We start from the raw sequence: 22,317 nt of genomic DNA, 5'->3' as shown, positions 1-22,317 counted from the left end.
GCGCTCAGTGCTGCTCCGACGCCTCGTAACCGGCCGCGTTGAGCGCCGCCAGCACCTGCTGGATGTGGTCGCGCCCGCGCGTCTGTATCACCAGCTCGATCTCCACGTTCTGGGCCGAAAGCATGGTGAAGGCGCGCTGGTGGTGCACCTCGTCGATGTTGGCCCCGGCGTCGGCCACGGTGGCGGTGATCTTCGCCAGTGAGCCGGGAATGTCGCGCACGCTGACCTTGATGCGCGCCAGGCGCCCGGCGCGCACCATGCCGCGCTCGATGATGGCGGCCAGTAGCAGCGGATCGATGTTGCCACCGCACAGCACCAGGCCGACCTTCTTGCCGGCAAAACGCGCCGGGTACTTGAGCAGCGCCGCCAGCCCGGCCGCGCCCGCGCCTTCCACCAGGGTTTTTTCGATCTCGAGCAGCATGACCATGGCCTGCTCGATGTCGCCCTCGTCGACCAGTACCAGGTCGTCCACCAGCTTGGCGATGATGGCCTGCGGGATGAGGCCCGGCGTGCCGACGGCGATGCCCTCGGCGATGGTGCTGGTGCCCTGCGGGTGCTTGGTGCCCTTGATGGCGTTGACCATGCCCGGGAAGCGGGAGGTCTGCACACCGATGATTTCAATGCCGGGCTTGAGGGCCTTGGCCGCCGTGGCCATGCCCGCGATCAGGCCGCCGCCGCCCACGGCAATCACCAGGGTGTCCAGTTCGGGCACGGCATGCAGCATCTCCAGCCCGACGGTGCCCTGGCCCGCGACGATGGCTTCGTCGTCATAGGGATGCACAAAGACAAGGCCTTCGCGCTCGGCCAGCTGCAGGGCGTGGGCGCGCGACTCGTCCAGCGAGTCGCCGTGCAGCACCACCTCGGCGCCGAAGCCGCGGGTGCGCTCAATCTTCACGCCGGGCGTGAAGCGCGGCATCACGATCACCGCCCGCAGGCCCAGGCGCTGCGCATGGTAGGCCACACCCTGGGCATGGTTACCCGCGCTCATGGCGATCACGCCGCGGCGCCGTTCGTCGGCTGACAGTTGCGCGAGCTTGTTACAAGCGCCACGCTCCTTGAAGGATGCGGTGTACTGGAGGTTTTCGAACTTCAGGAAAATCTGCGCGCCCGTCAGCTGCGACAGCGTCCGGGATTCCACGCAGGGCGTGTCCAGCAAATGGCCTTGCAGGCGCTGGGCGGCCTGTTCGATGTCGGTAAGGCTGAGCATGATGTCCTCTGTGGCGATGGTGGGATTGTGCCGTGTGATTGTCCGCGTGTAACGGTAGCGATTCTGTGGCGCATTTCACACGACAGGGTTCAAGTAGCGTCTTCCATGATGCTTCAAGCTGCGTTATGGTGGAGTCTCGTTGAACCACGTGGCGCCAAGGCGCTCATAGCCAGGGTGGTGCATCCAGTCAAACAGGCAAGGTCCAGAGGCATGTCAACCAGCGGTGTAGTTGCATTCGGTGCATTAGATGCGATTGGGAGGTTTGTCCATGAGCAAGCGTTCCGTTAGCGAGCAGCAGCAGTGGCTGCTGTCCCCCGGGCTGAAGGAAGCGCCGGTGCTGGACCTGATGTGTTCGCATTTCGTGCTGACGCTGGCGGCCCGCCAGGGCGCCAAGTTCAACGTCAGGCGCGACCTCAACAGCCTGCTCTCGCTGTCCGGCCGGCACCTGGTCTGGCCGCTGCCCGCGCTGCAGCGCCTGCGTGAATTCCTGGTCCGCCGCTGCAAGGACAACGAATTCTGGCGCGGCCACGAAAGCCTGAGCGACGCCGAGTTCATGGCGCGCCACGGCGCCTGGCGCGGCCCCTACGAAGAGGGCACGCTGTTTTTCTACCTCGACGAACACGCCAAGGACCAGCCCAGGGATTTGCTCTCGGTGCTGGCCGCCACCGGCGACTGGCTCACGCACGCGCTCAAGAAACAATCCACCCTGGTCGAAAAAAACATCGACGCGCTGGCCAACCTGCTGCAGCTCAACCGTGCCGAACGCGCGCTGCTGCTCTACGGCACGCTCGCGCGCTACCAGCGCGACCTGCGCTCCCTGCTGGTGGAGTTCAAGGTCAACAACGCGCCTGAAGCCTATGCCGCCATCGCCGACGTGGCCGGCGTCAAGGCACCCGAAGTCGCCGAAGCCCTGCGCGCCGGTTCGCGCCTGGAGCGCATAGGCATGGTCGAGAACCTGATCTCCGAGCACAACATCACCGACCTGGCCGACCTCATGAAGGTCAGCGAAAAACTGCCCCCCGTGCTGATGCGCGAGTACCGCGACCAGAACGAACTCATGGCCGTCTTCACCCGGCCCGCCGCGCACAGCAGCCTGGGCCTGGCCGATTTCGCCTTTGTGCAGGAAGACGCGCAAGTGCTGGTGTCCCTGCTGCGAAATGCCGTGGCCACCAAGGAGCAGGGCGTCAACGTGCTGCTTTACGGCCCGCCCGGCACCGGCAAGACCGAACTCGCCAAGGTCGTGTCGCAGGCGGCCGGGCTGGACCTGTTCGAAGTCGAATACGCCGACCGCGACGGCAACTCGCTGAGCGGGCGCGACCGCTACCGCTCGCTGCAGATCGCCCAGGTCTTCCTCAAGGGCAGCACGCACTCGGCCTTGCTCTTCGATGAAGTCGAAGACGTGTTCCCGCCCATCTCCAGCGAAGCCGCGCAGCTCATGGCGCGCTCCGAACAGCTGCCGGTGCCGGCCAGCGGCTCGGTCAGCGGCAAGGCCTGGGTCAACCAGATCCTGGAGTCCAACACCGTGCCCACGCTGTGGGTCACCAACCGCATCGAGCAGATAGACCCGGCCTTCCGCCGCCGCTTCGCCTACCACCTGGAGCTGCGCTCGCCGCCGCCCGGCGCGCGCGAGGGCGTGGTGCGCAAGACGCTGGAAGGCGTGCAGGTCAGCGACGCTTTTGTGGCCAAGCTCACCGCGCGCAAGGGCCTCACGCCCGCGCAGATACGCACGGCGGTTCGTTTTGCCCGCCTGGCCAGCGCGCCCGAGGAAAAAATGGACGCGCAGGTCGACGGCCAGGCCATGCAGGCGGTCCTGGCCGGCGGCCGGCCGCTGCTGATGGAGTCGCTGATCGAGCGGCAGCTCAAGAACGCCGACGTGGCCCTGGGCAACAAATCGGAGGCGGCGGGGCGGCGCAGCGTCACCACTTATGACCTGTCCATGCTCCATGTCGAGTCGCGCTTTGAAGTGTCGCGCATCGTCGAGGCCCTCAAAAGCCGCGGCCATGGCAGTCTGTGTTTTTACGGCCCGCCCGGCACCGGCAAGACCGCGCTGGCCGAACACATCGCCAGGGCGCTGGACCTGCCCCTCATCATCAAGCAGGCCAGCGACCTCATGAGCAAGTACGTCGGCGAGACCGAGCAGAACATGGCCGCCATGTTCCGCGAGGCCGAGTCCGAAAAAGCCGTGCTGCTGCTCGATGAGGCCGACAGCTTTTTGCAGGACAGGCGCGGCGCCCAGCGCACCTACGAGGTGACCGAGGTCAATGAAATGCTGCAGGGCATGGAACGCCACGCCGGCATCTTCATTTGCACCACCAACCTGTTCAATAGCCTGGACCAGGCGGCGCTGCGCCGCTTCACTTTCAAGATCAGGTTCATGCCACTGACGCGCGAGCAGCGCGAAACCATGTTTGTGGTCGAGGCGCTGGCCGGTGACGCAACCCTGCTGGCCGGCGAGCTGCGCGAGCGCCTGGGCAAACTCACCCAGCTGTGCCCCGGCGATTTCGCGGCGGTCAAGCGCCAGGTGGATATCCTCGCGGCCGAGTTTTCCGCAGAGGAGTTTCTCGCGCAGCTGGAAGCCGAACATCGCATCAAACCCGAGGTGCGTGAAGGCCGCAGCATGGGTTTCCTGCAGTAAGGCCCGCCGGGTGGCGGCTGTTGCTTGAGACTAGACGCAGGCCAGGCTGGCCTCGTATTTCTTCCGTATGGCCTCGCTGACCTCCAGCTGCGCCTGCCGCACGATGCGGCCTTCTTGCATCCACAGCAACTGGCCCGGCTGCATCTGCTGCCAGTTTTCGTTGTGCGTCAGCGGCTGGGTGGCGACCACGCAGAGCCGGTCTTCCGGGTCGTTGGTCTGCGCAAAGTCCATGCTGAGGTCGGCATCCACCAGGCTGGCATTGGAAAAAGGCCATTCGCGCACCAGGTACCACAGCCGGGTTGAGCAGTGCGCGAAAAGCGACTGGCCGTTGGACAGCAGGTAGTTGAAGACCCCGAACTCGGCCGTGCGCTCGCTCATGGCGCACAGCGTGTCGAACACGACGTCGGCCGAGCAGGGTTCGCGCGGGCTGATGCGTTTGAGTTCTTCCATCAGCGCACAGAAAGCCCGCTCGCTGTCGGTGGTGCCCACGGGCTGGTAGTTGCCGGCGGACTCCGGCTGGTAGTCGATCAGGTCGCCGTTGTGAGCGAACAGCCAGTGCCGGCCCCAGAGTTCGCGCGTGAAGGGATGGCAGTTTTCCAGCCGCATCGGGTCGCCCTGCGTGGCCTTGCGGATGTGCGAAACCACGTTGCGCGACTTGATGGCGTAGTGCTTGAGCATCTCGGCCACCGGCGAGGTCGCCGCCGGCTGGGCGTCGACGAACAGGCGGCAGGCCTTGTCTTCAAAGAACCCGATGCCGAAACCATCCGCATGGTGGTCGGTCAGGCCGCCGCGCGCGGCGAAACCGGTCAGCGAGAACCTGAGGTCCGCCGGCTTGGCCGAATTCATTCCCAGTAATTGGCACATGGGCGCTAGTTTAATGCCCCAGAATTTTGGACAGGAAATCCTTGGCCCGGTCGGTCTGCGGATGGTTGAAGAACTCGGTGGGCGTGTTCTCTTCGACGATCTGGCCCTGGTCCATGAAGATCACGCGGTCGGCCACCGCTTTGGCAAAGCCCATTTCGTGCGTCACGCACAGCATGGTCATGCCCTGGTTGGCCAGCTCCATCATCACGTCCAGTACTTCCTTGATCATTTCCGGGTCCAGCGCCGAGGTCGGCTCGTCGAACAGCATGATCTTGGGCGTCAGGCACAGCGCCCGGGCAATCGCCACGCGCTGCTGCTGGCCGCCCGAGAGCTGCAGCGGGTATTTCTGCGCCTGCTCGGCGATGCGCACGCGTTCGAGCTGGTGCATGGCGCGCTCTATCGCGTCCTTTTTGGACAGGCCCGCCACCCAGGTCGGTGAGAGCGTGAGGTTTTCGAGCACCGTCAGGTGCGGGAACAGGTTGAACTGCTGGAACACCATGCCGACCTGGCGGCGCACCGCGTCAATCGCCTTGATGTCGTCGCCCAGCAGCGAGCCCGCGACGGTGAGCTTGCCTTCCTGGTAGTCCTCCAGCGCGTTGATGCAGCGGATCATGGTGGATTTGCCCGAGCCCGAAGGCCCGCAGATCACCAGGCGCTCGCCCGGCCTGACTTCCAGGTCGATGTCGCGCAACACGTGGAAGTTGTTGCCGTACCATTTGTTGACCTTGTCGAAGTGGATGGTGGGTTCACTCATTTTTTTGTTCCTGTTCAACGGGCTTTGCCCACGGCGAGCCGGCGTTCAATCCACAGGCTGTAGCGCGACATCGCGAAGCAGCAGGTGAAATAAATCGCGGCGATGAAGATATAGGCCTCGATCTTGAAGGGCCGCCAGTTCGGGTCCGAGCCCACGGCCAGCGACAGCGCGCCGGTGAGCTCGTACAGCGACACGATGGTCACCAGCGAGGTGTCCTTGAAGAGCGAGATGAAGTTGTTCATGATGCTGGGCACCACCGTGCCCAGGGCCTGCGGCAGCACGATCTTGACCTGCGTCTGCCAGTAGCCCAGGCCCAGGCTGGCCGCCGCCTCGGTCTGGCCCTTGGAAAGCGACTGCAGGCCGCCGCGCACGATCTCGGCCATATAGGCCGCCGCGAACAGCGTGATGCCGACGATGACGCGCACCAGCACGTCGGGCGACTGGCCTATGGGCATGAACAGCGGGAACATGAAGCTGGCCATGAACAGCACCGAGATCAGCGGCACGCCGCGTATCAGCTCCACATAAATAACGCACAGCGTGCGTATGGCCGGCATGTTGGCGCGGCGGCCCAGCGCCACCATCACGGCGATGGGGAAGGCGATCGTCATGGAGATCACCGTGAGCATCACCGTCAGCGGCAGTCCGCCCCATTGGTCGGTCGTCACCTTGGCCAGGCCCAGGACACCGCCGCTCATCAGCGTGAAGAAGGCGGCCAGCACCACGACCCACAGCAGCGCCAGCCAGGGCTTCCAGAACCAGCGTATGCAGCTGGCGACCACCAGGCTTAGCAGCAGCAGGGTCGCGAGTTCGGCGCGCCAGTGCTCGGGCTGCGGATAGCGGCCCAGCAGGATGATGCGGCCTTTTTCGCGGATCACGCCCCAGCAGGCGCCCACGCCGCGCGCGGCCTGGCAGGCGTCCGGCTCCGCCGCCGTGACGGCATGGATGATGCCCCACTGCGCGATGCCTGAAGCGGCCCACAGCAGCAGCGCCAGCACGAGGAGGGACACCAGCGAATTGCCGACGCTGGAAAACAGGTTGCTCCGCAGCCAGGGCACAAAGCCCTCCATCTTGATGGGGGCGGGGCGGGCTGCGATTGGCACAAAAGTCTTGCTCATCGTTCAGCGCTCCTTGATGGCGGCACGGCTGTTGAACCAGTTCATCAGGCCGGACGTCGCCAGCGAGGTGCTCAGGTAGATCAGCATGATGATGGCGATGCACTCCACGGCCCGGCCGGTCTGGTTCAGCGAGGTGTTGGCGATGGAAACCAGGTCGGGGTAACCCACGGCCACGGCCAGCGAGGAGTTCTTGGTGAGGTTGAGGTACTGGTTGGTCAGCGGCGGGATGATGACCCGCAGCGCCTGCGGCAGCACCACCAGCCGCATCGAGTGGCCGCGCGACAGGCCCAGCGAGGCGCTGGCCTCATGCTGGCCCAGCGACACCGAGGCGATGCCGGCGCGCACCACCTCGGCCACAAAGGCGGAGGTGTAAAGCACCAGGCCCAGCAGCACCGCGAGGTATTCGGGCGACAGCGCGCCGCCGCCTTCGACCTGCGATTCGGTCAGCAGCGGCATATTCCATTCGTTGGGTGCACCGCCCGCGAGCCAGCCAAGCACCGCACCGCCCCCGATCAGCGCCAGCGACACCCACAGCACCGGCCGTGGCTTGCCGGTCAGGTCGAAGTGCCGGCGCGCGCTACGCGCATACAGCACGCTGGCCACCACGCCCACCAGCGCCCCGACGAGCGCCAGCGTCTGGCCCAGGCCCCACACCGGCGAGGGGTAGGAGATGCCGTTCTTGCTGACGTAAACCCATTTGCCGATGTGCAGGGCCTGGTCGACGGCCGGCAGGTATTCGGTGAACAGCAGGTACCACATCAGCAGCTGCAGCAGCACCGGAATGTTGCGGAAGGTCTCGACGTAGCCGTAGCACAGTGCCCGCACCAGGGCGTTGCGCGAAAAGCGCCCCACGCCCAGCAGAGTGCCCAGGATGGAGGTCAGCACGATGCCGACCACCGCCACGCGCAGTGTGTTGACCAGCCCGACCAGAAAGGCTTTCCAGTAGGGGTCTATGGAGTCGTAGCTGAGCCAGCCTTCGCCGATGTCGAAGCCGGCCGGCTGCATCAGGAAGTCGAAACCGCTCTGGATGCCGCGGGTCTTCATATTGGCCATGGTGTTGCTGACCAGCAGCCAGATCAGGAAGACGATCAGGCTGACGGCCAGCACCTGGTAGACGATGGCGCGCGCCTGCTTGCTGCGCCAGGAAAAAACCTTGCGCCGCAGGGCGGGTGCCGGGCGCGGTGGGATCAGGGAGTGCTCGGACATAAACGGTGTACCCAAAAAAAACGGGCCGCTCGACAACGGAGGGTTGCGAGCGGCCCGCTTGCGTTCAACGCATCGGAATCAGGCGATCAGGGATGATCAGCGCACCGGCATGGCGTACATCTGGCCGCCCTTGTTCCACTGGTTGTTCTGGCCGCGCGGCAGCGCCAGGGGCGTCTTGGGGCCGACGTTGCGCTCGAAAATCTCGCCGTAGTTGCCGACGGCCTTGACGGCGCGCACCAGCCACTCCTTGTCCAGGCCCAGCAGCTTGCCGGTATCCTCGCCGCTGCCGGTCAGGCGCATGACCACGGGGTCCTTGCTGTCCTTGGTCATGGCGTCGACGTTGGCCTGGGTCACGCCGTACTCTTCGGCTTCGATCAGGCCGTAGACCACCCACTTGACGATGGCGAACCACTCGTCGTCACCGCGGCGCACCATGGGGCCCAGCGGCTCCTTGGAGATCAGTTCGGGCAGGATCAGGTGGTCGGCGGGAACCTTGGCTTCCTTGTTGCGCACCGAGGCGAGACCCGAGGCGTCCGTGGTGTAAGCCTGGCAGCGGCCCGAGAAGTAGGCGGCGTTGACGGCCTCCTGCTTTTCAAACACCACGGGCTTCATGTTCAGGTTGTTGGCCTTGGAGAAGTCGGTCAGGTTTTTCTCGGTCGTGGTGCCCGACTGCACGCAGACAGTGGCGTTCTTCAGCGCCTTGGCGCTCTTGATCTTGCTCTTCACGGGGACCATGAAACCCTGGCCGTCGTAGTAAGTCACGGCGGTCATGTGCAGGCCCAGCGAAGCGTCGCGGGTCAAGGAGAAGGTGGTATTGCGCGCGAGCACGTCGACTTCGCCGGACTGCAGCGCGGTAAAGCGCTGCTGGGCGTTCAGGGGAACCCATTTGACCTTGCTGGCATCGCCCAGCACGCTGGCGGCGATGGCTTTGCAGGTGTCCACGTCAAGGCCGGTCCAGGCGCCGTTGCTGTCGGCGGAGGAAAAGCCCGCCAGGCCGACGTTGACGCCGCAAATCACCTGGCCGCGCGACTTGATGGTGTCCAGTGTCTTGCCGGCGTGGGCGGGTGCCATCGCAGCAAGGGTGAGGCCGGCGGCAGCCAGCGTGGCAAGACCATGTTTTTTGGCGATTTTGATCACGGGATTCTCCAGTCAGTGAAACTTTTGTAGTCCGGCACGATGCGTGCCAGCGCCGAAATGCTAACCCAAGCATTGCGCGCGCCGAGGGGGCGCAAAGGCCTATTCGCTCGGGATAAACCCTTGCGAAAAATGCGTCATGAGCTTAATGATGGGTTGGTATGCCGGCCATGCATGGCGCATGGACACCAACGCGGAACTTCCGGCCTGGCCGCCCCAAAACCGGGCGCGCCGTGCCCCTGGAACAATCCTGTGCGCCAAACCCAGGCGGGCTTTCCGCCGCCAAGGGATAACCCTGATGGAGCGTGACGCGGCTTCTTCTGGTTAGTCAGCCGCCGCGCACACCCGCAGCACCTCGGCGCCGTAGGCCTCGCGCTTTTTCACGCCTATGCCGCTGATGCCGTCCAGCTCGTCCAGGCTTTGCGGCGCCCGCTCGGCGATGGCGCGCAGCGTGGCGTCGTGAAAGATCACAAACGCCGGCAGGTTGTGCTCGCGGGCGACTTCGGCGCGCCAGGCTTTGAGGCGCGCCAGGCGTTCCAGCGCGCCGGCATTGAGGGCGGCCTCGGCCAGGCCCTTGACCGAGGTCTTGGTCACGCGCTTGCCGCGCCCGCCGGCCTTGGCGCCTGCCGCCTGCTCGCGCAGCACCACGCTGACTTCGCCCTTGAGCACCTGGCGCGCGTCCGGCAGCAGCTGCAGGGTGCTGAAGGCTTCGGCGTCCACGCGCACCATGTTGCGCGCGATCAGCTGGCGCAGCACGCCGCGCCACTGCGCCTCGGCCAGGTCCGCGCCTATGCCGAAGGTGCTGAGCTTGTCGTGGCCGTACTGGGCCATCTTGTCGGTCATCTTGCCGCGCAGGATGTCCATGATGTGGCCGGCGCCGAAGCTGATGCCGCTGGCCTGCTGCACGCGGTAGATGCAGCTGAGCATCTTGCGCGCGGCCTCGGTGGCGTCCCAGACGGCCGGCGGGTTCAGGCAGTTGTCGCAGTTGCCGCAAGGCTGGCTGTCCTCGCCGAAATAGCCCAGCAAGCTGACGCGGCGGCAGCGCGTGTCCTCGGCCAGCGTCAGCAGGGCGTCGAGCTTGTCGCGCATCACCTGCTTGAACTCCTCGCTGGCCGCCTCGCTGGTGTCGATCATCCGGCGCTGGTTCACCACGTCCTGCAGGCCGTAGACCATCCAGGCGTCGGCACTCTGGCCGTCGCGGCCGGCGCGGCCGGTCTCCTGGTAATAGCCCTCGATGTTCTTGGGCATGTCCAGGTGGGCGACAAAACGTACGTCGGGTTTGTCGATGCCCATGCCGAAGGCAATCGTCGCCACCATGACAATGCCGTCCTCGCGCAGGAAGCGGTCCTGCCGCTGCTGGCGCAGGGCCGAATCGAGGCCCGCGTGGTAGGCCAGCGCCTTGAGGCCCGCGTCCTGCAGCATGCCGGCGATTTCCTCCACGCGCTTGCGCGACTGGCAATACACGATGCCGGCCTCGCCCTCGTGCTCGGCCTCGATGAAGCGCAGCAGCTGGCGCGTCGGGTCGGTTTTTTCGACGATGGTGTAGCGGATGTTGGGCCGGTCGAAGCTGCTGACGAACTGGCGCGCGTCCTCCAGCTTGAGGCGCTCGATCATGTCCTGGCGCGTCAGCGCGTCGGCCGTGGCCGTCAGCGCGATGCGCGGCACATCGGGAAAGGTCTCGTGCAGCAGGCTCAGCGAGCGGTACTCGGGCCGGAAATCGTGGCCCCACTGGCTCACGCAATGCGCCTCGTCGATGGCGAACAGGCTCAGCAGCCCGCGCTCGTGCAGAGAGGCCAGCAGGCCCTTCATGCGCGGCGTGTTGATGCGCTCGGGCGCGGCGTAAAGCAGCGTCAGCTCGTTGCGCAGCAGCTGCTTTTCAAGCTGGCTGCTTTCGTCGAAGCTTTGCGTGGAATTGAGGAAGGCCGCCGACACGCCGGCCTCGTGCAGCGCCCCGACCTGGTCGTGCATCAGCGCGATCAGCGGCGAGATCACCACGGTCACGCCGTGGCCGGCCTGCTGCCGCACGATGGCCGGTATCTGGTAGCACAGCGACTTGCCGCCGCCCGTGGGCATCAGCACCAGCGCGTCGCCGCCGCGCACCACGTGGTCCACGATGGCCTGCTGCGGGCCCCGGAAGCTGTCGTAGCCGAAGACCTCGGCCAGCACGTGCAGCGGGGTGGAAGGGGAAGAAACGGGGAGGGAGGACAAGGTCGGAATGGAAAATGAAAGCGGATTGCGCGAAGGCCGGGCAAGCCGGGGAAGCGGGGCCTACATCTGCTCCCAGGGCAGGCCGTCAAAGCGCCAACCCGAGAGCGTGGAGCGCTGGAACTGCTCGTCGAGCTCGCCCTCGAAGCCGTGCACCACATGCTGCACGTCGGTGAAGCCGGCCGCCTCCAGCGCCTTGCCCGCGTCCAGCGTGCGTTTGCCGGATCGGCAGATCAGCAGCACCGGCTGCGCCTTGCCGGCCGCCTCGCGCGCCACGGCCTCGGCGAACTTCTGCGCGTCGGGTTGCAGGTCGGGGTACTCGTACCACGGCACATTGACCACGCCCGGCGGGCGGCCCACGTACAGCGACTCGATTTCCATGCGCACGTCCACGAACAGCGCGTCGGGATGCGACTGCAGCCAGGTCCAGGCTTCTTTGGGTTGAAAGTTTTTCATGTTCAGGGCAATACCCCTATTGTCGAGGAAAGTCCGCCGCAAAACGGAGCCCATCTTAAAATCGGGGCATGAAGCCAATCACCTACACCCGCGGGCAGCAGCTGCCGGCCATCCTGGAACAACGCATCGCCATCCTCGACGGCGCCATGGGCACCATGATCCAGCGCTTCAAGCTCAGCGAAGCCCAGTACCGCGGCGAGCGCTTCAAGGACTTCCACAAGGACGTCAAGGGCAACAACGAATTGCTGAGCCTCACACGCCCCGACGTGATCCAGGACATCCATGAAGGCTACCTGGCCGCCGGCGCCGACATGATAGAAACCAACACCTTCGGCGCGACCACGGTGGCCCAGGCCGACTACGACATGGCCGACCTGGCCGTCGAGATGAACTACGAATCGGCCCGCATCGCCCGCGCCGCCTGCGACAAGTTCTCCACGCCCGACAAGCCGCGTTTTGTGGTCGGCGCCCTGGGCCCCACGCCCAAGACGGCCAGCATCAGCCCCGACGTCAACGACCCCGGCGCGCGCAACACCAGCTTTGAGGAGCTGCGCAAGGCCTACTACGAACAGACCGAGGCCCTGGTCAAGGGCGGCAGCGACGTGCTGCTGGTCGAGACCATCTTCGACACGCTCAATGCCAAGGCGGCGCTGTTCGCCATCGACGAGTACTTCGACAACTCCGGCGAGCGCCTGCCCCTGATCATCAGCGGCACCGTGACCGATGCCTCGGGCCGCATCCTGAGCGGGCAGACCGTGACTGCCTTCTGGCACAGCGTGCGCCATGCCGCGCCGCTGGCCATAGGCCTCAATTGCGCGCTGGGCGCCACCCTGATGCGCCCCTACATCCAGGAACTGGCCCGCGTGGCCGGCGACACCTTCATCAGCTGCTACCCGAACGCCGGCCTGCCCAATCCCATGAGCGACACCGGCTTCGACGAGACGCCCGACGTCACCTCGCGCCTGCTGCGTGAGTTCGCCGACGAAGGCTTGGTCAACATCGTGGGCGGCTGCTGCGGCACCACGCCGGACCACATAGGCGCCATCGCGCATGCCGTGGCCCCCGTGGCCGCACGCTCGCGGCAGCGCGGCGCTTTCTACAAAGAAGCCGCCTGAGGGCCACCCCGGTCGCTTCACTGCGTCTCTTTCCGGCCCGGCCGTTACAAAGTATCCAGGCGGTACCTGACCGGGCGCGTCACGTTTAGCGGCTATAGTCAGGCCCGCTTGTCCGGCCTGGCTTTTCACTTTCCGGCGCTGTGTCCCGCAGCCGCCCGCGGCCTGACAACCCATCATCACAAAGGAAACCTGAACGTGCGTTCATTCATCAAGATCGCCGCGGCATTCGCCGTGGCCACCGTCACCCTGGCGGCCCAGGCGCAGCTGGCGCCGCAAAAGCCCGTCACCATCGTCGTTCCCTATCCGGCCGGCGGCCCGCTGGACAACGCCGCGCACATCCTGGCCGACAAGCTGCGCCCCATGCTCAAGACCGAAGTGGTGGTCGACAACCGCCCCGGCTCGGGCGGCAATGTGGGTGCCGCGCTGGTCGCCAAGGCGCCGGCCGACGGCCACACGTTGGTCATGGGCGCGGTCGCCACCCATGCCATCAACCCCTGGCTCTATCCCAACATGCCTTATGACGCGCTGAAGGACTTCACGCCCATCACGCTGGTGGCCCGTGTGCCCAATGTGCTGGTCATGAACGCCGAGACCGCCAAGCGCCTGAACATCAAGGACACCAAGGACCTGATTGCCTATGCGCGCAAGAACCCCGGCCGGCTGAACTATGCCTCGGGCGGCAACGGCAGCGCCGGCCACCTTGCCGGCGAGCTGTTCAAAAGCCTGGCCAAAATCAGCGTGGTGCACCTGCCTTCCAGCGGCTCTGCCCAGGCGCAGGCCAGCCTGCTGTCCGGCCAGACCGACCTGATGTTCGACAACCTGGCCTCGGCCAGCGCCAATATCAAGTCGGGCAAGCTGGTGGCCTTCGGCGTGACCACCATCAACCGCTCCAGCAGCTTCACCGAGATTCCCACCATCAATGACGTGCTGCCCGGTTTCCACATCAGCACCTGGTTCGGCATCTTCGGCCCGGCCAACCTGCCCAAAGCCACGACGGACCAGCTGCAAAAGGCTTTTGCCGCCGCGCTCAACACGCCCGACACGGCCGAAAAGTTCGCGCGCATGAGCGCCACGCCCAGCCCCATGACCTCGGCGGATTTTGCTTATATGGTGATGAAAGAGCATGCCGACTATGGCCGCCTGATCAAGGTGGCCAAAATCAAGCTGGATTGAGCATGCGCCCCATTTCCCGGGGCTTCGCACCGGGAAATGGCGCAACAGGGCTTCAGCGCTTAAAATACCGGCTACCCAAGGAGCGTTGCAGCGGACCTTAGCGTCCGTCAGGCTTGGGTTACAGGCCGCCGGCGGCGGCCTTTTGCAACGACGCTCACCTTAGCCCCAAGGTGAGTCCGTGTCCGAAACCGAAAATTCCGTCTCCGTTCCCCCCATGAAGCTGTCCGGCCTGGAGCCGGTCGACATAGGCGCGGGCACCCTGTTCGTCAACATCGGCGAGCGCACCAACGTCACCGGCTCCAAGGCCTTCGCCCGGATGATTCTGAACGGCGAATACGAACAGGCCCTGGCGGTGGCCCGCCAGCAGGTGGAAAACGGCGCGCAGATCATCGACATCAACATGGACGAGGCCATGCTGGACAGCCAGGCCGCCATGGTGCGCTTCCTGAATCTGATCGCCAGCGAACCCGACATCGCGCGTGTGCCCATCATGATCGACAGTTCCAAATGGAGCGTCATCGAGGCCGGCCTGCGCTGCATCCAGGGCAAGGGCATCGTCAATTCGATTTCCATGAAAGAGGGCCTGGAACCCTTCAAGCAGCAGGCCAAGCTGCTCAAGCGCTACGGCGCGGCGGCCGTGGTGATGGCCTTCGACGAAAAAGGCCAGGCCGATACCTACGAGCGCAAGATCGAAATCTGCGAGCGCGCCTACCGCGTGCTGGTCGACGAACTCGACTTCCCGCCCGAGGACATCATCTTCGACCCCAATATCTTCGCCATTGCCACCGGCATCGAGGAGCACAACAACTACGCGGTCGACTTCATCAACGCCACGCGCTGGATCAAGCAGAACCTGCCCGGCGCCAAGGTTTCGGGCGGCGTGTCCAACGTGTCCTTCAGCTTTCGCGGCAACGACCCGGTGCGCGAAGCCATCCACACCGTATTTCTCTATCACGCGATCCAGGCCGGCATGGACATGGGCATCGTCAACGCCGGCATGGTCGGCGTCTACGACGACCTGGACCCGGTGTTGCGCGAGCGTGTCGAGGACGTGGTGCTGAATCGCACGCCCGTCTACAAACCCGGCGAGCCCGAGCTCACGCCCAGCGAGCGCCTGATCGAAGTGGCCGAAACCGCGAAGAGCGGCGCCAAGGACGACAGCAAGAAAAACGAATGGCGCGCCCTGCCGGTGCGCCAGCGCCTGTCGCATGCGCTGGTCCACGGCATGAACGAGTTCATCACCGAAGACACCGAGGAGATGTACCGCGAAATCCTGGCCGAAGGCGGCCGGCCGCTGCACGTCATCGAAGGCCCGCTGATGGACGGCATGAACGTGGTCGGTGACCTGTTCGGCCAGGGCAAGATGTTCCTGCCCCAGGTGGTCAAGAGCGCCCGCGTGATGAAACAGGCCGTGGCTCACCTGCTGCCCTATATAGAGGCCGAAAAGCTGCAGCTCGAAGCCGCCGGCGGCGACGTCAAGACCAAGGGCAAGATCATCATCGCCACCGTCAAGGGCGACGTGCACGACATCGGCAAGAACATCGTCACGGTGGTCCTGCAGTGCAATAACTTCGAGGTCGTCAACATGGGCGTGATGGTGCCCTGCCACGAGATCCTGGCGCGCGCCAAGGTCGAGGGCGCCGACATCGTCGGGCTGTCCGGCCTGATCACCCCCAGCCTGGAAGAAATGCAGTATGTGGCCGCCGAAATGCAGAAGGACGAGCATTTCCGCATCAAAAAAATCCCGCTGCTGATAGGCGGCGCCACCACCAGCCGGGTGCATACGGCCGTCAAGATCTCGCCGCACTACGAAGGCCCGGTGGTCTATGTGCCCGATGCCTCGCGCAGCGTCAGCGTGGCGCAAAGCCTGCTTTCCGACCAGGCGGCCAAATACATCGACGAGCTCTACGCCGACTACGACAAGGTGCGCACCCAGCACGCCAACAAAAAGCAGGTGCCCATGTGGCCGCTGGCCAAGGCGCGCGCCAATGCCACGCCCATGGACTGGGCCGGCTACACGCCGCCGGTGCCCAAGTTCACAGGCCGGCGCGTGTTCAAGAACTTCGACCTGGCCGAGCTCGCGCACTACATCGACTGGGGCCCCTTCTTCCAGACCTGGGACCTGGCTGGCCCCTTCCCGGCCATCCTCAAGGACGAGGTGGTGGGCACCGAGGCCGTGCGTGTGTACGGCGACGCGCAGCGCATGCTCAAGCGCCTCATCGAAGGCCGCTGGCTCACCGCCAACGGCGTGATGGCGCTGTACCCGGCCAACAGCGTGGGCGACGACATCGAGATCTACACCGACGAGACGCGCAGCGAAGTGGCCATGACCTGGTACGGCCTGCGCCAGCAGACCGAAAAGACCGCGATCGACGGCGTGATGCGGCCCAGCCGCTGCCTGGCCGATTTCGTCGCGCCCAAGGGTGTTTCCGACTACATCGGCGTCTTCGCCGTGACCGCCGGCATTGGCGCCGAGAAGAAGGAAAAATACTTCCTCGACGACCACGACGACTACTCGTCCATCATGCTCAAGGCACTGGCCGACCGCCTGGCCGAGGCTTTCGCTGAAAGCCTGCACCAGCGCGTGCGCAAGGACCTGTGGGGCTATGCGCCGGCCGAATCGCTGGACGGCGAGGCGCTGATCGCCGAAAAATACCAGGGCATACGCCCGGCCCCCGGCTACCCAGCCTGCCCGGACCACAGCGTCAAGAAAGAGATGTTCGAGCTGCTCAAGGCCGGCGAGATCGGCATGGCCTTGACCGAAAGCCTGGCCATGACCCCGGCGGCCAGCGTCAGCGGCTTTTACCTGAGCCACCCGCAAAGCACCTATTTCAACGTCGGCAAGATAGGCGACGACCAGCTGCAGGACCTGGCGCAGCGGCGTGGCCTCAAGGCGGACGAATTGCAGCGCCTGCTGGCACCGAATCTCTAGAGCTGCTCAAAAACCCTCCTGGAACAACAACTTCCAGGATGGCCGCCGCCATTCGCGTTTACGGCGACTTTGCCGCAGAATAAGCGGCGTTTACATAAATACACAGCCGCTTGCCAAAGCGTGTTTACTTTCACGGCATGGGAAACGTTGAACAAGCGATCTGATCTCAATAGAGGGAATTGCCATGAACACATCCACTGAAAACCTCCAGCCCGGCCAGCAGGCCTCGTCGGCCAGCAAGCCCTTGTGGGCCGCGGTCGGCATTCTGGGCGTCGCCGTCCTGGCCATGGGCGGCACCATGATTTACCAGATGCGCAACCCGGTCGGCGCCCCCACGCCGCCGGTGGCGCTGGCGACACCGCAGGCAGCGCCGCAAGCGGCCGCCCCCCTGGCCGCGGCCAGCAGCAGCGCCAGCGCCGCGGACGACCTGGCCGAAAAACCGGCCGCAGCCCCCGCCAAACCCGCACCCGTTCCCGCCAAGAAGGTGGCCAAGCCCACGCCCAAGCCGGCGCCCGCGCCCAGCTACGCCGGTATTTCGCCCGCGCCCGGCCCCACGCCCGCACCGGTGGCCGTGGCCGCGGTCTGCCATGTGTGCGGCGCCGTTGAATCGGTTACGCCCGTTGAACGCTCCACCAAACCCGCCGGTGTCGGCGCGGGTGCTGTCGCCGGTGGCGTGCTGGGCGCCGTGCTCGGCAACCAGATCGGCCATGGCGGCGGCCGCACCGCGGCCACCATCCTGGGCGCGGTCGGCGGCGGTTTTGCCGGCAACGCGATCGAAGGCCATATGCGCAAGGAAACCGTCTACCAGGTCGGCGTGCGCATGGAAGACGGCTCGCAGCGCATGGTGGAAGTGGCGCGCGCCCCCAGCGTGGGCAGCCGCGTGACGGTGGAAGGCAATGTGCTGCGCACCAACGACGGCGCCGTTTACGGTCCCAAGCCGCCGCCCGCGCCCGTGGCCGCGCAGCCGGCGGAGCCCGCCCCTTACTACAGCCGCTGACCCATCCACAGAAAAGCCCCGCAGCAGCCCTGTTGCGGGGCTTTTTTACGTCCGCTCTGTGGGGGGCTTGGCGCTATGATGACCGGCCCATCACAAGGAGGATCGCATGCGGTGCTTTTTCATGCTCCTGCTGGCCTCGCTCATGTTTGCCGGCAGTTTTCAGGCGATGGCGGCCGGGCCCGGGGCGGGCCTGGACCAGCTCGAATTTGCCGGCGCGCGCGACCAGAACACCCCTGTGCTGCTGAGCGCCGCCTCGCGCCCCGTGCCGTTTCTGGGCGCCGACGGGCGCGTGCACATCGACTACGAGCTGCAGGTGATCAACGCGCGCGCCGTGCCGGTCAAGCTGGTGTCGCTGGAGGTGCTGGACGCCGGCTCCGGCAAGGTGCTGGCCAGCGTGTCCGGCGTCGACGTGGCGCGCACTTTCTCCCTGCTGGGCGGCGCCGCCACCGACAGCCTGGACGCGGCCCAGGCCGGCTTCTTCTGGATCGACGTGGTGCTGGAGCCCGGCCAGCCCCTGCCGAAAGCGCTGTCGCACCGCGTGGTGACGGCCGGCGCCGAGGTCAAGCTCACGGCCGCCGTCAAACCCGCGAGCGAAGGCACGGTCCAGACCACGCAGACCGGCGCCGCGGTGGCCCTCAGCACCCGGCCCGCGCCGCTGATAGGCCCGCCGCTGGAAGGGACGGGCTGGGTGGCTTTTAACGGCTGCTGCAAGGAAGTCCCGCACCGGCGCGCCGGCATTCCCGTCAACGGCGTGCTGTATGTGAGCCAGCGCTTTGCCATCGACTGGATCAAGCTGGACGCGAACTCGCAGCAAAGCAACGGCGACAGCAACAAGAACGAGAACTGGCCGACCTACGGGCAAAAGGCCATTGCCGTGGCCGACGCCAAGGTGGTGTCCGTGCTCGACGGCCTGCCCGAACGCGTGCCCAATGCCTTGCCGCCCGACACCACCATGCAGAACGTCACCGGCAACCACGTGGTGCTGGACCTGGGCCGCGGCTACTACGCGTTCTACGCCCACCTGCAACCCGGCTCGCTCAAGGTGCGCGTCGGCGACCGCGTCAAGCGCGGCCAGGTGCTGGCGTTGCTCGGCAACTCGGGCAACACCACGGCGCCGCACCTGCATTTCCATGTGTCGGACGGCATGGGCCCGCTGTCGTCCCAGGGCCTGCCTTATGTGATCGACGCTTTTGTCGTCAAGGGGCTGGCCACCGATGCCACGGAGCAGGGCAAGGTGCTCGTCCAGCCGCTGCCCCAGCAGGGCCCGCAGCGAGCGGCCCTGCCCATGGATGCCTATGTGGTGGATTTCCCGGCCTTGAAGTGAAGCCCGGCCGCGCCGGCCGCCTTGGGGCGACGGCGCGTCGGCAAAGCAGAAGAAGAATATGTTCAGACTTGCGTTGATTCTTTTTGGCGGTGATGCGCTGGTCAAGCGCTGGAAAGTTTTCATGGCGGCGGGTGTGCTGACCGCCCTCTTCGGCATGCTGCTTCTCGTTGACCTGGTCGATGGCGTGGCCGACGTGGCCACCTGGGTACTGGGCGCGGTGCTGCTGGCCCAGGGTGTGGTCGATCTGGTGGTGGGCGCCACCCACGCGCGGGAGCGGCGCAGCTTTGAGATGCTGCGCGGCGCGGCCATGGTGGTGTTCGCCTGCCTGGTGCTCGATTTCCCCTGGGACAACTCGATCGCTGCCGGCATCCTGTTCGGTGCCGCCTTCACCTTCAACGGCCTGGTCCGCATCGCCTCCAGCTGGTTGATCCGCTACCCGAGCTGGCGCAAGTCCAACCTGATAGGCTGGGCTTACCTGGTGCTGGCGCTGCTGATGCTGACCAACTGGCCGGTGCCCTCGAGCATGAATGTGTCGCTGTGCACCGGCCTGGCGCTGATCGCGGGCGGCCACATCCTGATGCGCGGCGCCTGGCGGCTCAGGCGCCTGCCGCGCGGCTCGCGGCTGGCGGCCGTCGAGCTTTACAGCGGCACCCGGGTGCTGCAACCCGATGCGGCGCCGGCCACGGCCGAGACGCTGGCCGCGAATGCCGCCGCCGGGCACATGATCGTGCATGTCTGGACGGCGGTCGATGCGGTGGACGACGACAAGGACCGCATACGCCTTCCGCTGATCGAGCGCTACATCGCCTCCATGACAAAGAAGGGCCGTGTATCGACAGGCCATATCGCGCTTGAATGCGAGGACGGCCTCTACATCAGCCACCACCCGCGGGTCCGCTTGGCCATCACACAGGCCAACCTGGTAGACCACCTGCGTGCCACCTCCGGCAACGACCATCCCGGCGTTTGGCTGCCCTCCTACGCCGAAGAGGCCGCGGCGACCCGTCCTTCCACGCACAAGCTGCATTTCCGCGTCTACAACCGCAGCTACCTCCAGGCCTTCTGGGACGTGTACCGCCAGGACGACACCTACAACCTCACCCATCGCAACTGCTCCGTCGTGGTCACGCAGGCCGTGGACGCGGCCATGGAAGGCGTTTTCGCGGACAAGCCCTTCTGGCGGACCCTGCTGCGGCTTGCCTTGCATCCCGACGTCTGGATGGCCGGCAGCGCCCGCGTGCGCGCCGAGTCCATGGCCTGGACGCCGGGGCTGGCGCTCGACTACGTGAGCGCGATCCGGCGCATCACCCACCCGCGCCACGACCTGAAGGTGCATCTTTCGCGCTGGTGGAAGACCCGCAAGGCGCGCAGGCTGCGCGTGGACTGAAGAGTCAGGCCTTCACTGGGCGGCCTTGAGCGCCCGCCGGTACTGCACCGCCTCCGCGACATGGACCGTCTGCACCACCTGCGCGCCGGCCAGGTCGGCAATCGTCCTGGCGACTTTCAGGCAGCGGTGGATGCTGCGCCCCGACCAGCCCAGGCGGGCGGCCGCGGTGTTGAGGAATTTCGCGGCCGCATCGTCGAGCTGGCATTGCGCGTCTATGGCCTGGCCCGCCAGCGCCTGGTTGGTGCTGCCTTGGCGGGCCAGGGCGCGCTCGCGCGCCGCGACGACGCGGCGCCGGATATCGGCCGTGGCTTCGCCGGGCGGCGCGTTCACCAGCTCATCGGCCGCCAGGGCGCCGACTTCCACATGCAGGTCTATGCGGTCCAGCAGCGGGCCGCTGAGCTTGCCCTGGTAACGCGAGACCTGCTCGGGCGAGCAGCGGCAGGCCCGCAGGCTGGAGCCCAGGTAGCCGCAGGGGCAGGGGTTCATGGCCGCGACCAGCTGGAAGCGGGCCGGAAACTCGGCGCGCTGGGCGGCCCGCGAGATCGTGATGCTGCCGGATTCGAGCGGCTCGCGCAGCGCCTCGAGCGCCGCGCGCGGAAACTCGGGCAGCTCGTCAAGAAACAGCACGCCGCGGTGCGCCAGCGAGATCTCGCCGGGCCGTGGCGGCGAGCCGCCGCCGACCAGGGCCACGGCGCTGGCGGTATGGTGGGGCGCGCAGGTCGGGCGCAGCGCCCATTTATCCAGCGAAAAGCGGCCGCCCAGGGAGGCCACCGCGGCGCTTTCCAGCGCCTCTTCGGTGCTCATGGCCGGCAGCAGGCCGGCAAAACGCTGGGCCAGCATGGATTTGCCGGAGCCGGGCGCGCCCATCATGAGCACGCTATGGCCGCCGGCGGCCGCAATTTCCAGCGCGCGACGGGCGGCGGCCTGGCCTTTCACGTCGGCCAGGTCCGGGTAGGCCGACTGCGGCGGCGGCGGTGCCGGCCTCACCCGCGACCAGCCGTCCAGCGTCTCCACGGGGGCATCCCCCGGCAAAAACTGCCTGACCACGTCGAGTAAATGCAGCGCCCGGAAGATTTCCGCACCGGGCACCAGGGCCGCTTCCTGGGCGCTGGCTTCCGGCAGCACCAATTTGGGCAGTTTTTCGGCAGCGGCAGCGTCGCGCCCGGGGCGGGCCAGCGCCAGGCTCATGGCCAGCGCGCCGCGCACGGGCCGCAGGTCGCCACCCAGGGACAGCTCGCCCGCGAACTCATAGCCTTCCAGCTTGCGGGCATCGACCTGGCCGCTGGCCGCCAGGATGCCCAGGGCAATCGGCAGGTCGAAGCGGCCGGAATCCTTGGGCAGGTCGGCCGGCGCGAGGTTGACGGTGATCCGCTTATTGGCGGGAAACTCCAGGCCGGTGTTCTGGATGGCGGAGCGCACGCGTTCGCGGGCCTCCTTGACCTCGGTTTCGGCCAGGCCGACCAGCGTGAAGCTGGGCAGGCCGTTGGCCAGGTGGACCTCGACGCGGACGGGTCGCGCTTCCAGCCCCAGCAAGGCGCGGCTGTGCACTAAAGACAGGCTCATGAACTAACTCCCTGGTGATGCTCCAAAGTTGTGCGTGATGAACGCCCCAATCTGGTGCTTATCGTGTTTTTTTGGATTCCGGTGTTCAACGTGGCAAGCCCGAAGCGGGTGGACTGCGCCCGGCCAAGGGGCTTGCTTTGGCACGGTACGTGCTACGAAGACTTCGTGGAATCCGGGAATAGGACCCTTTCCGCAACCGTCGAAATCCCTGAATCAGAGCGCCTGACCTTTACGCTCAGAAAAACCG

The 22,317-nt window shown here is 66.1% G+C and carries 16 protein-coding genes and 1 riboswitch; of the genes, 7 read left to right on the top strand and 9 right to left on the bottom strand.

Translation table 11 applies throughout. The features are described 5' to 3' along the window. Nucleotides 1–4: 4 nt before the first annotated feature. The gene (locus tag ACEN9P_RS10565) at nt 5–1,207 is read right to left on the bottom strand and encodes a threonine ammonia-lyase (RefSeq protein ID WP_477664219.1); all 1,203 of its coding nucleotides are present in this window, start codon (nt 1,205–1,207) and stop codon (nt 5–7) included. 268 nt (nt 1,208–1,475) lie between these two features. Here ACEN9P_RS10565 and ACEN9P_RS10560 point away from each other — a divergent pair, with 268 nt between their 5' ends. Beyond that, complete coding sequence (locus ACEN9P_RS10560) at nt 1,476–3,842, top strand: ATP-binding protein (protein WP_495621910.1); 2,367 nt, start codon at nt 1,476–1,478, stop codon at nt 3,840–3,842. Between the two features lie 30 nt (nt 3,843–3,872). Here the strand turns inward: ACEN9P_RS10560 and ACEN9P_RS10555 are convergent, their stop codons facing one another. The 7 genes from ACEN9P_RS10555 to ACEN9P_RS10525 form a co-directional block, all read right to left on the bottom strand. Beyond that, complete coding sequence (locus ACEN9P_RS10555) at nt 3,873–4,706, bottom strand: class II glutamine amidotransferase (protein WP_477664217.1); 834 nt, start codon at nt 4,704–4,706, stop codon at nt 3,873–3,875. A gap of 10 nt (nt 4,707–4,716) precedes the next feature. Further along, a complete protein-coding gene (locus ACEN9P_RS10550; protein WP_074578347.1) occupies nt 4,717–5,460 on the bottom strand; it encodes an amino acid ABC transporter ATP-binding protein in 744 nt (247 codons plus the stop codon). Between the two features lie 14 nt (nt 5,461–5,474). Beyond that, nucleotides 5,475–6,578, bottom strand: coding sequence for an amino acid ABC transporter permease (locus ACEN9P_RS10545; RefSeq protein ID WP_477664216.1), 1,104 nt, complete (start codon nt 6,576–6,578; stop codon nt 5,475–5,477). 3 nt (nt 6,579–6,581) lie between these two features. Beyond that, the gene (locus ACEN9P_RS10540) at nt 6,582–7,784 is read right to left on the bottom strand and encodes an amino acid ABC transporter permease (RefSeq protein WP_477664215.1); all 1,203 of its coding nucleotides are present in this window, start codon (nt 7,782–7,784) and stop codon (nt 6,582–6,584) included. A gap of 96 nt (nt 7,785–7,880) precedes the next feature. After that, entirely contained in the window at nt 7,881–8,855 is a 975-nt protein-coding gene (locus tag ACEN9P_RS10535) for an amino acid ABC transporter substrate-binding protein (protein WP_413330019.1), read from the bottom strand. A gap of 387 nt (nt 8,856–9,242) precedes the next feature. Further along, complete coding sequence (gene recQ, locus ACEN9P_RS10530; protein ID WP_495621909.1) at nt 9,243–11,126, bottom strand: DNA helicase RecQ; 1,884 nt, start codon at nt 11,124–11,126, stop codon at nt 9,243–9,245. A gap of 60 nt (nt 11,127–11,186) precedes the next feature. After that, entirely contained in the window at nt 11,187–11,579 is a 393-nt protein-coding gene (locus ACEN9P_RS10525; protein WP_477664213.1) for a rhodanese-like domain-containing protein, read from the bottom strand. Nucleotides 11,580–11,647: 68 nt separating this feature from the next. Between ACEN9P_RS10525 and ACEN9P_RS10520 the strand changes: the two genes are divergently transcribed. From ACEN9P_RS10520 to ACEN9P_RS10495, 6 genes are all read left to right on the top strand, one after another. Beyond that, on the top strand, nt 11,648–12,694 hold the full coding sequence (locus tag ACEN9P_RS10520) for a homocysteine S-methyltransferase family protein (protein ID WP_477664212.1): 1,047 nt from the start codon (nt 11,648–11,650) through the stop codon (nt 12,692–12,694). 195 nt (nt 12,695–12,889) lie between these two features. Further along, nucleotides 12,890–13,867, top strand: coding sequence for a Bug family tripartite tricarboxylate transporter substrate binding protein (locus tag ACEN9P_RS10515; RefSeq protein WP_477664211.1), 978 nt, complete (start codon nt 12,890–12,892; stop codon nt 13,865–13,867). A gap of 71 nt (nt 13,868–13,938) precedes the next feature. Then, a riboswitch (S-adenosyl-L-homocysteine riboswitch) is annotated at nt 13,939–14,030 on the top strand. Between the two features lie 51 nt (nt 14,031–14,081). Continuing rightward, complete coding sequence (gene metH, locus ACEN9P_RS10510) at nt 14,082–16,799, top strand: methionine synthase (protein ID WP_495622163.1); 2,718 nt, start codon at nt 14,082–14,084, stop codon at nt 16,797–16,799. 184 nt (nt 16,800–16,983) lie between these two features. Further along, nucleotides 16,984–17,796, top strand: coding sequence for a glycine zipper 2TM domain-containing protein (locus tag ACEN9P_RS10505; protein WP_477664209.1), 813 nt, complete (start codon nt 16,984–16,986; stop codon nt 17,794–17,796). A gap of 106 nt (nt 17,797–17,902) precedes the next feature. Then, on the top strand, nt 17,903–19,120 hold the full coding sequence (locus ACEN9P_RS10500) for a M23 family metallopeptidase (RefSeq protein WP_495621908.1): 1,218 nt from the start codon (nt 17,903–17,905) through the stop codon (nt 19,118–19,120). Nucleotides 19,121–19,178: 58 nt separating this feature from the next. After that, the gene (locus tag ACEN9P_RS10495; RefSeq protein ID WP_495621907.1) at nt 19,179–20,507 is read left to right on the top strand and encodes an HdeD family acid-resistance protein; all 1,329 of its coding nucleotides are present in this window, start codon (nt 19,179–19,181) and stop codon (nt 20,505–20,507) included. 12 nt (nt 20,508–20,519) lie between these two features. Here ACEN9P_RS10495 and ACEN9P_RS10490 read toward each other — a convergent pair whose 3' ends face one another. After that, on the bottom strand, nt 20,520–22,070 hold the full coding sequence (locus ACEN9P_RS10490; protein WP_495621906.1) for a YifB family Mg chelatase-like AAA ATPase: 1,551 nt from the start codon (nt 22,068–22,070) through the stop codon (nt 20,520–20,522). Nucleotides 22,071–22,317 lie beyond the last annotated feature (247 nt).

Source organism: Polaromonas sp. Polasp52 (assembly GCF_059491565.1).
The sequence above is the reverse complement of the archived record's forward strand: the minus strand, read 5'-3'. Positions and strand labels throughout refer to the sequence as shown.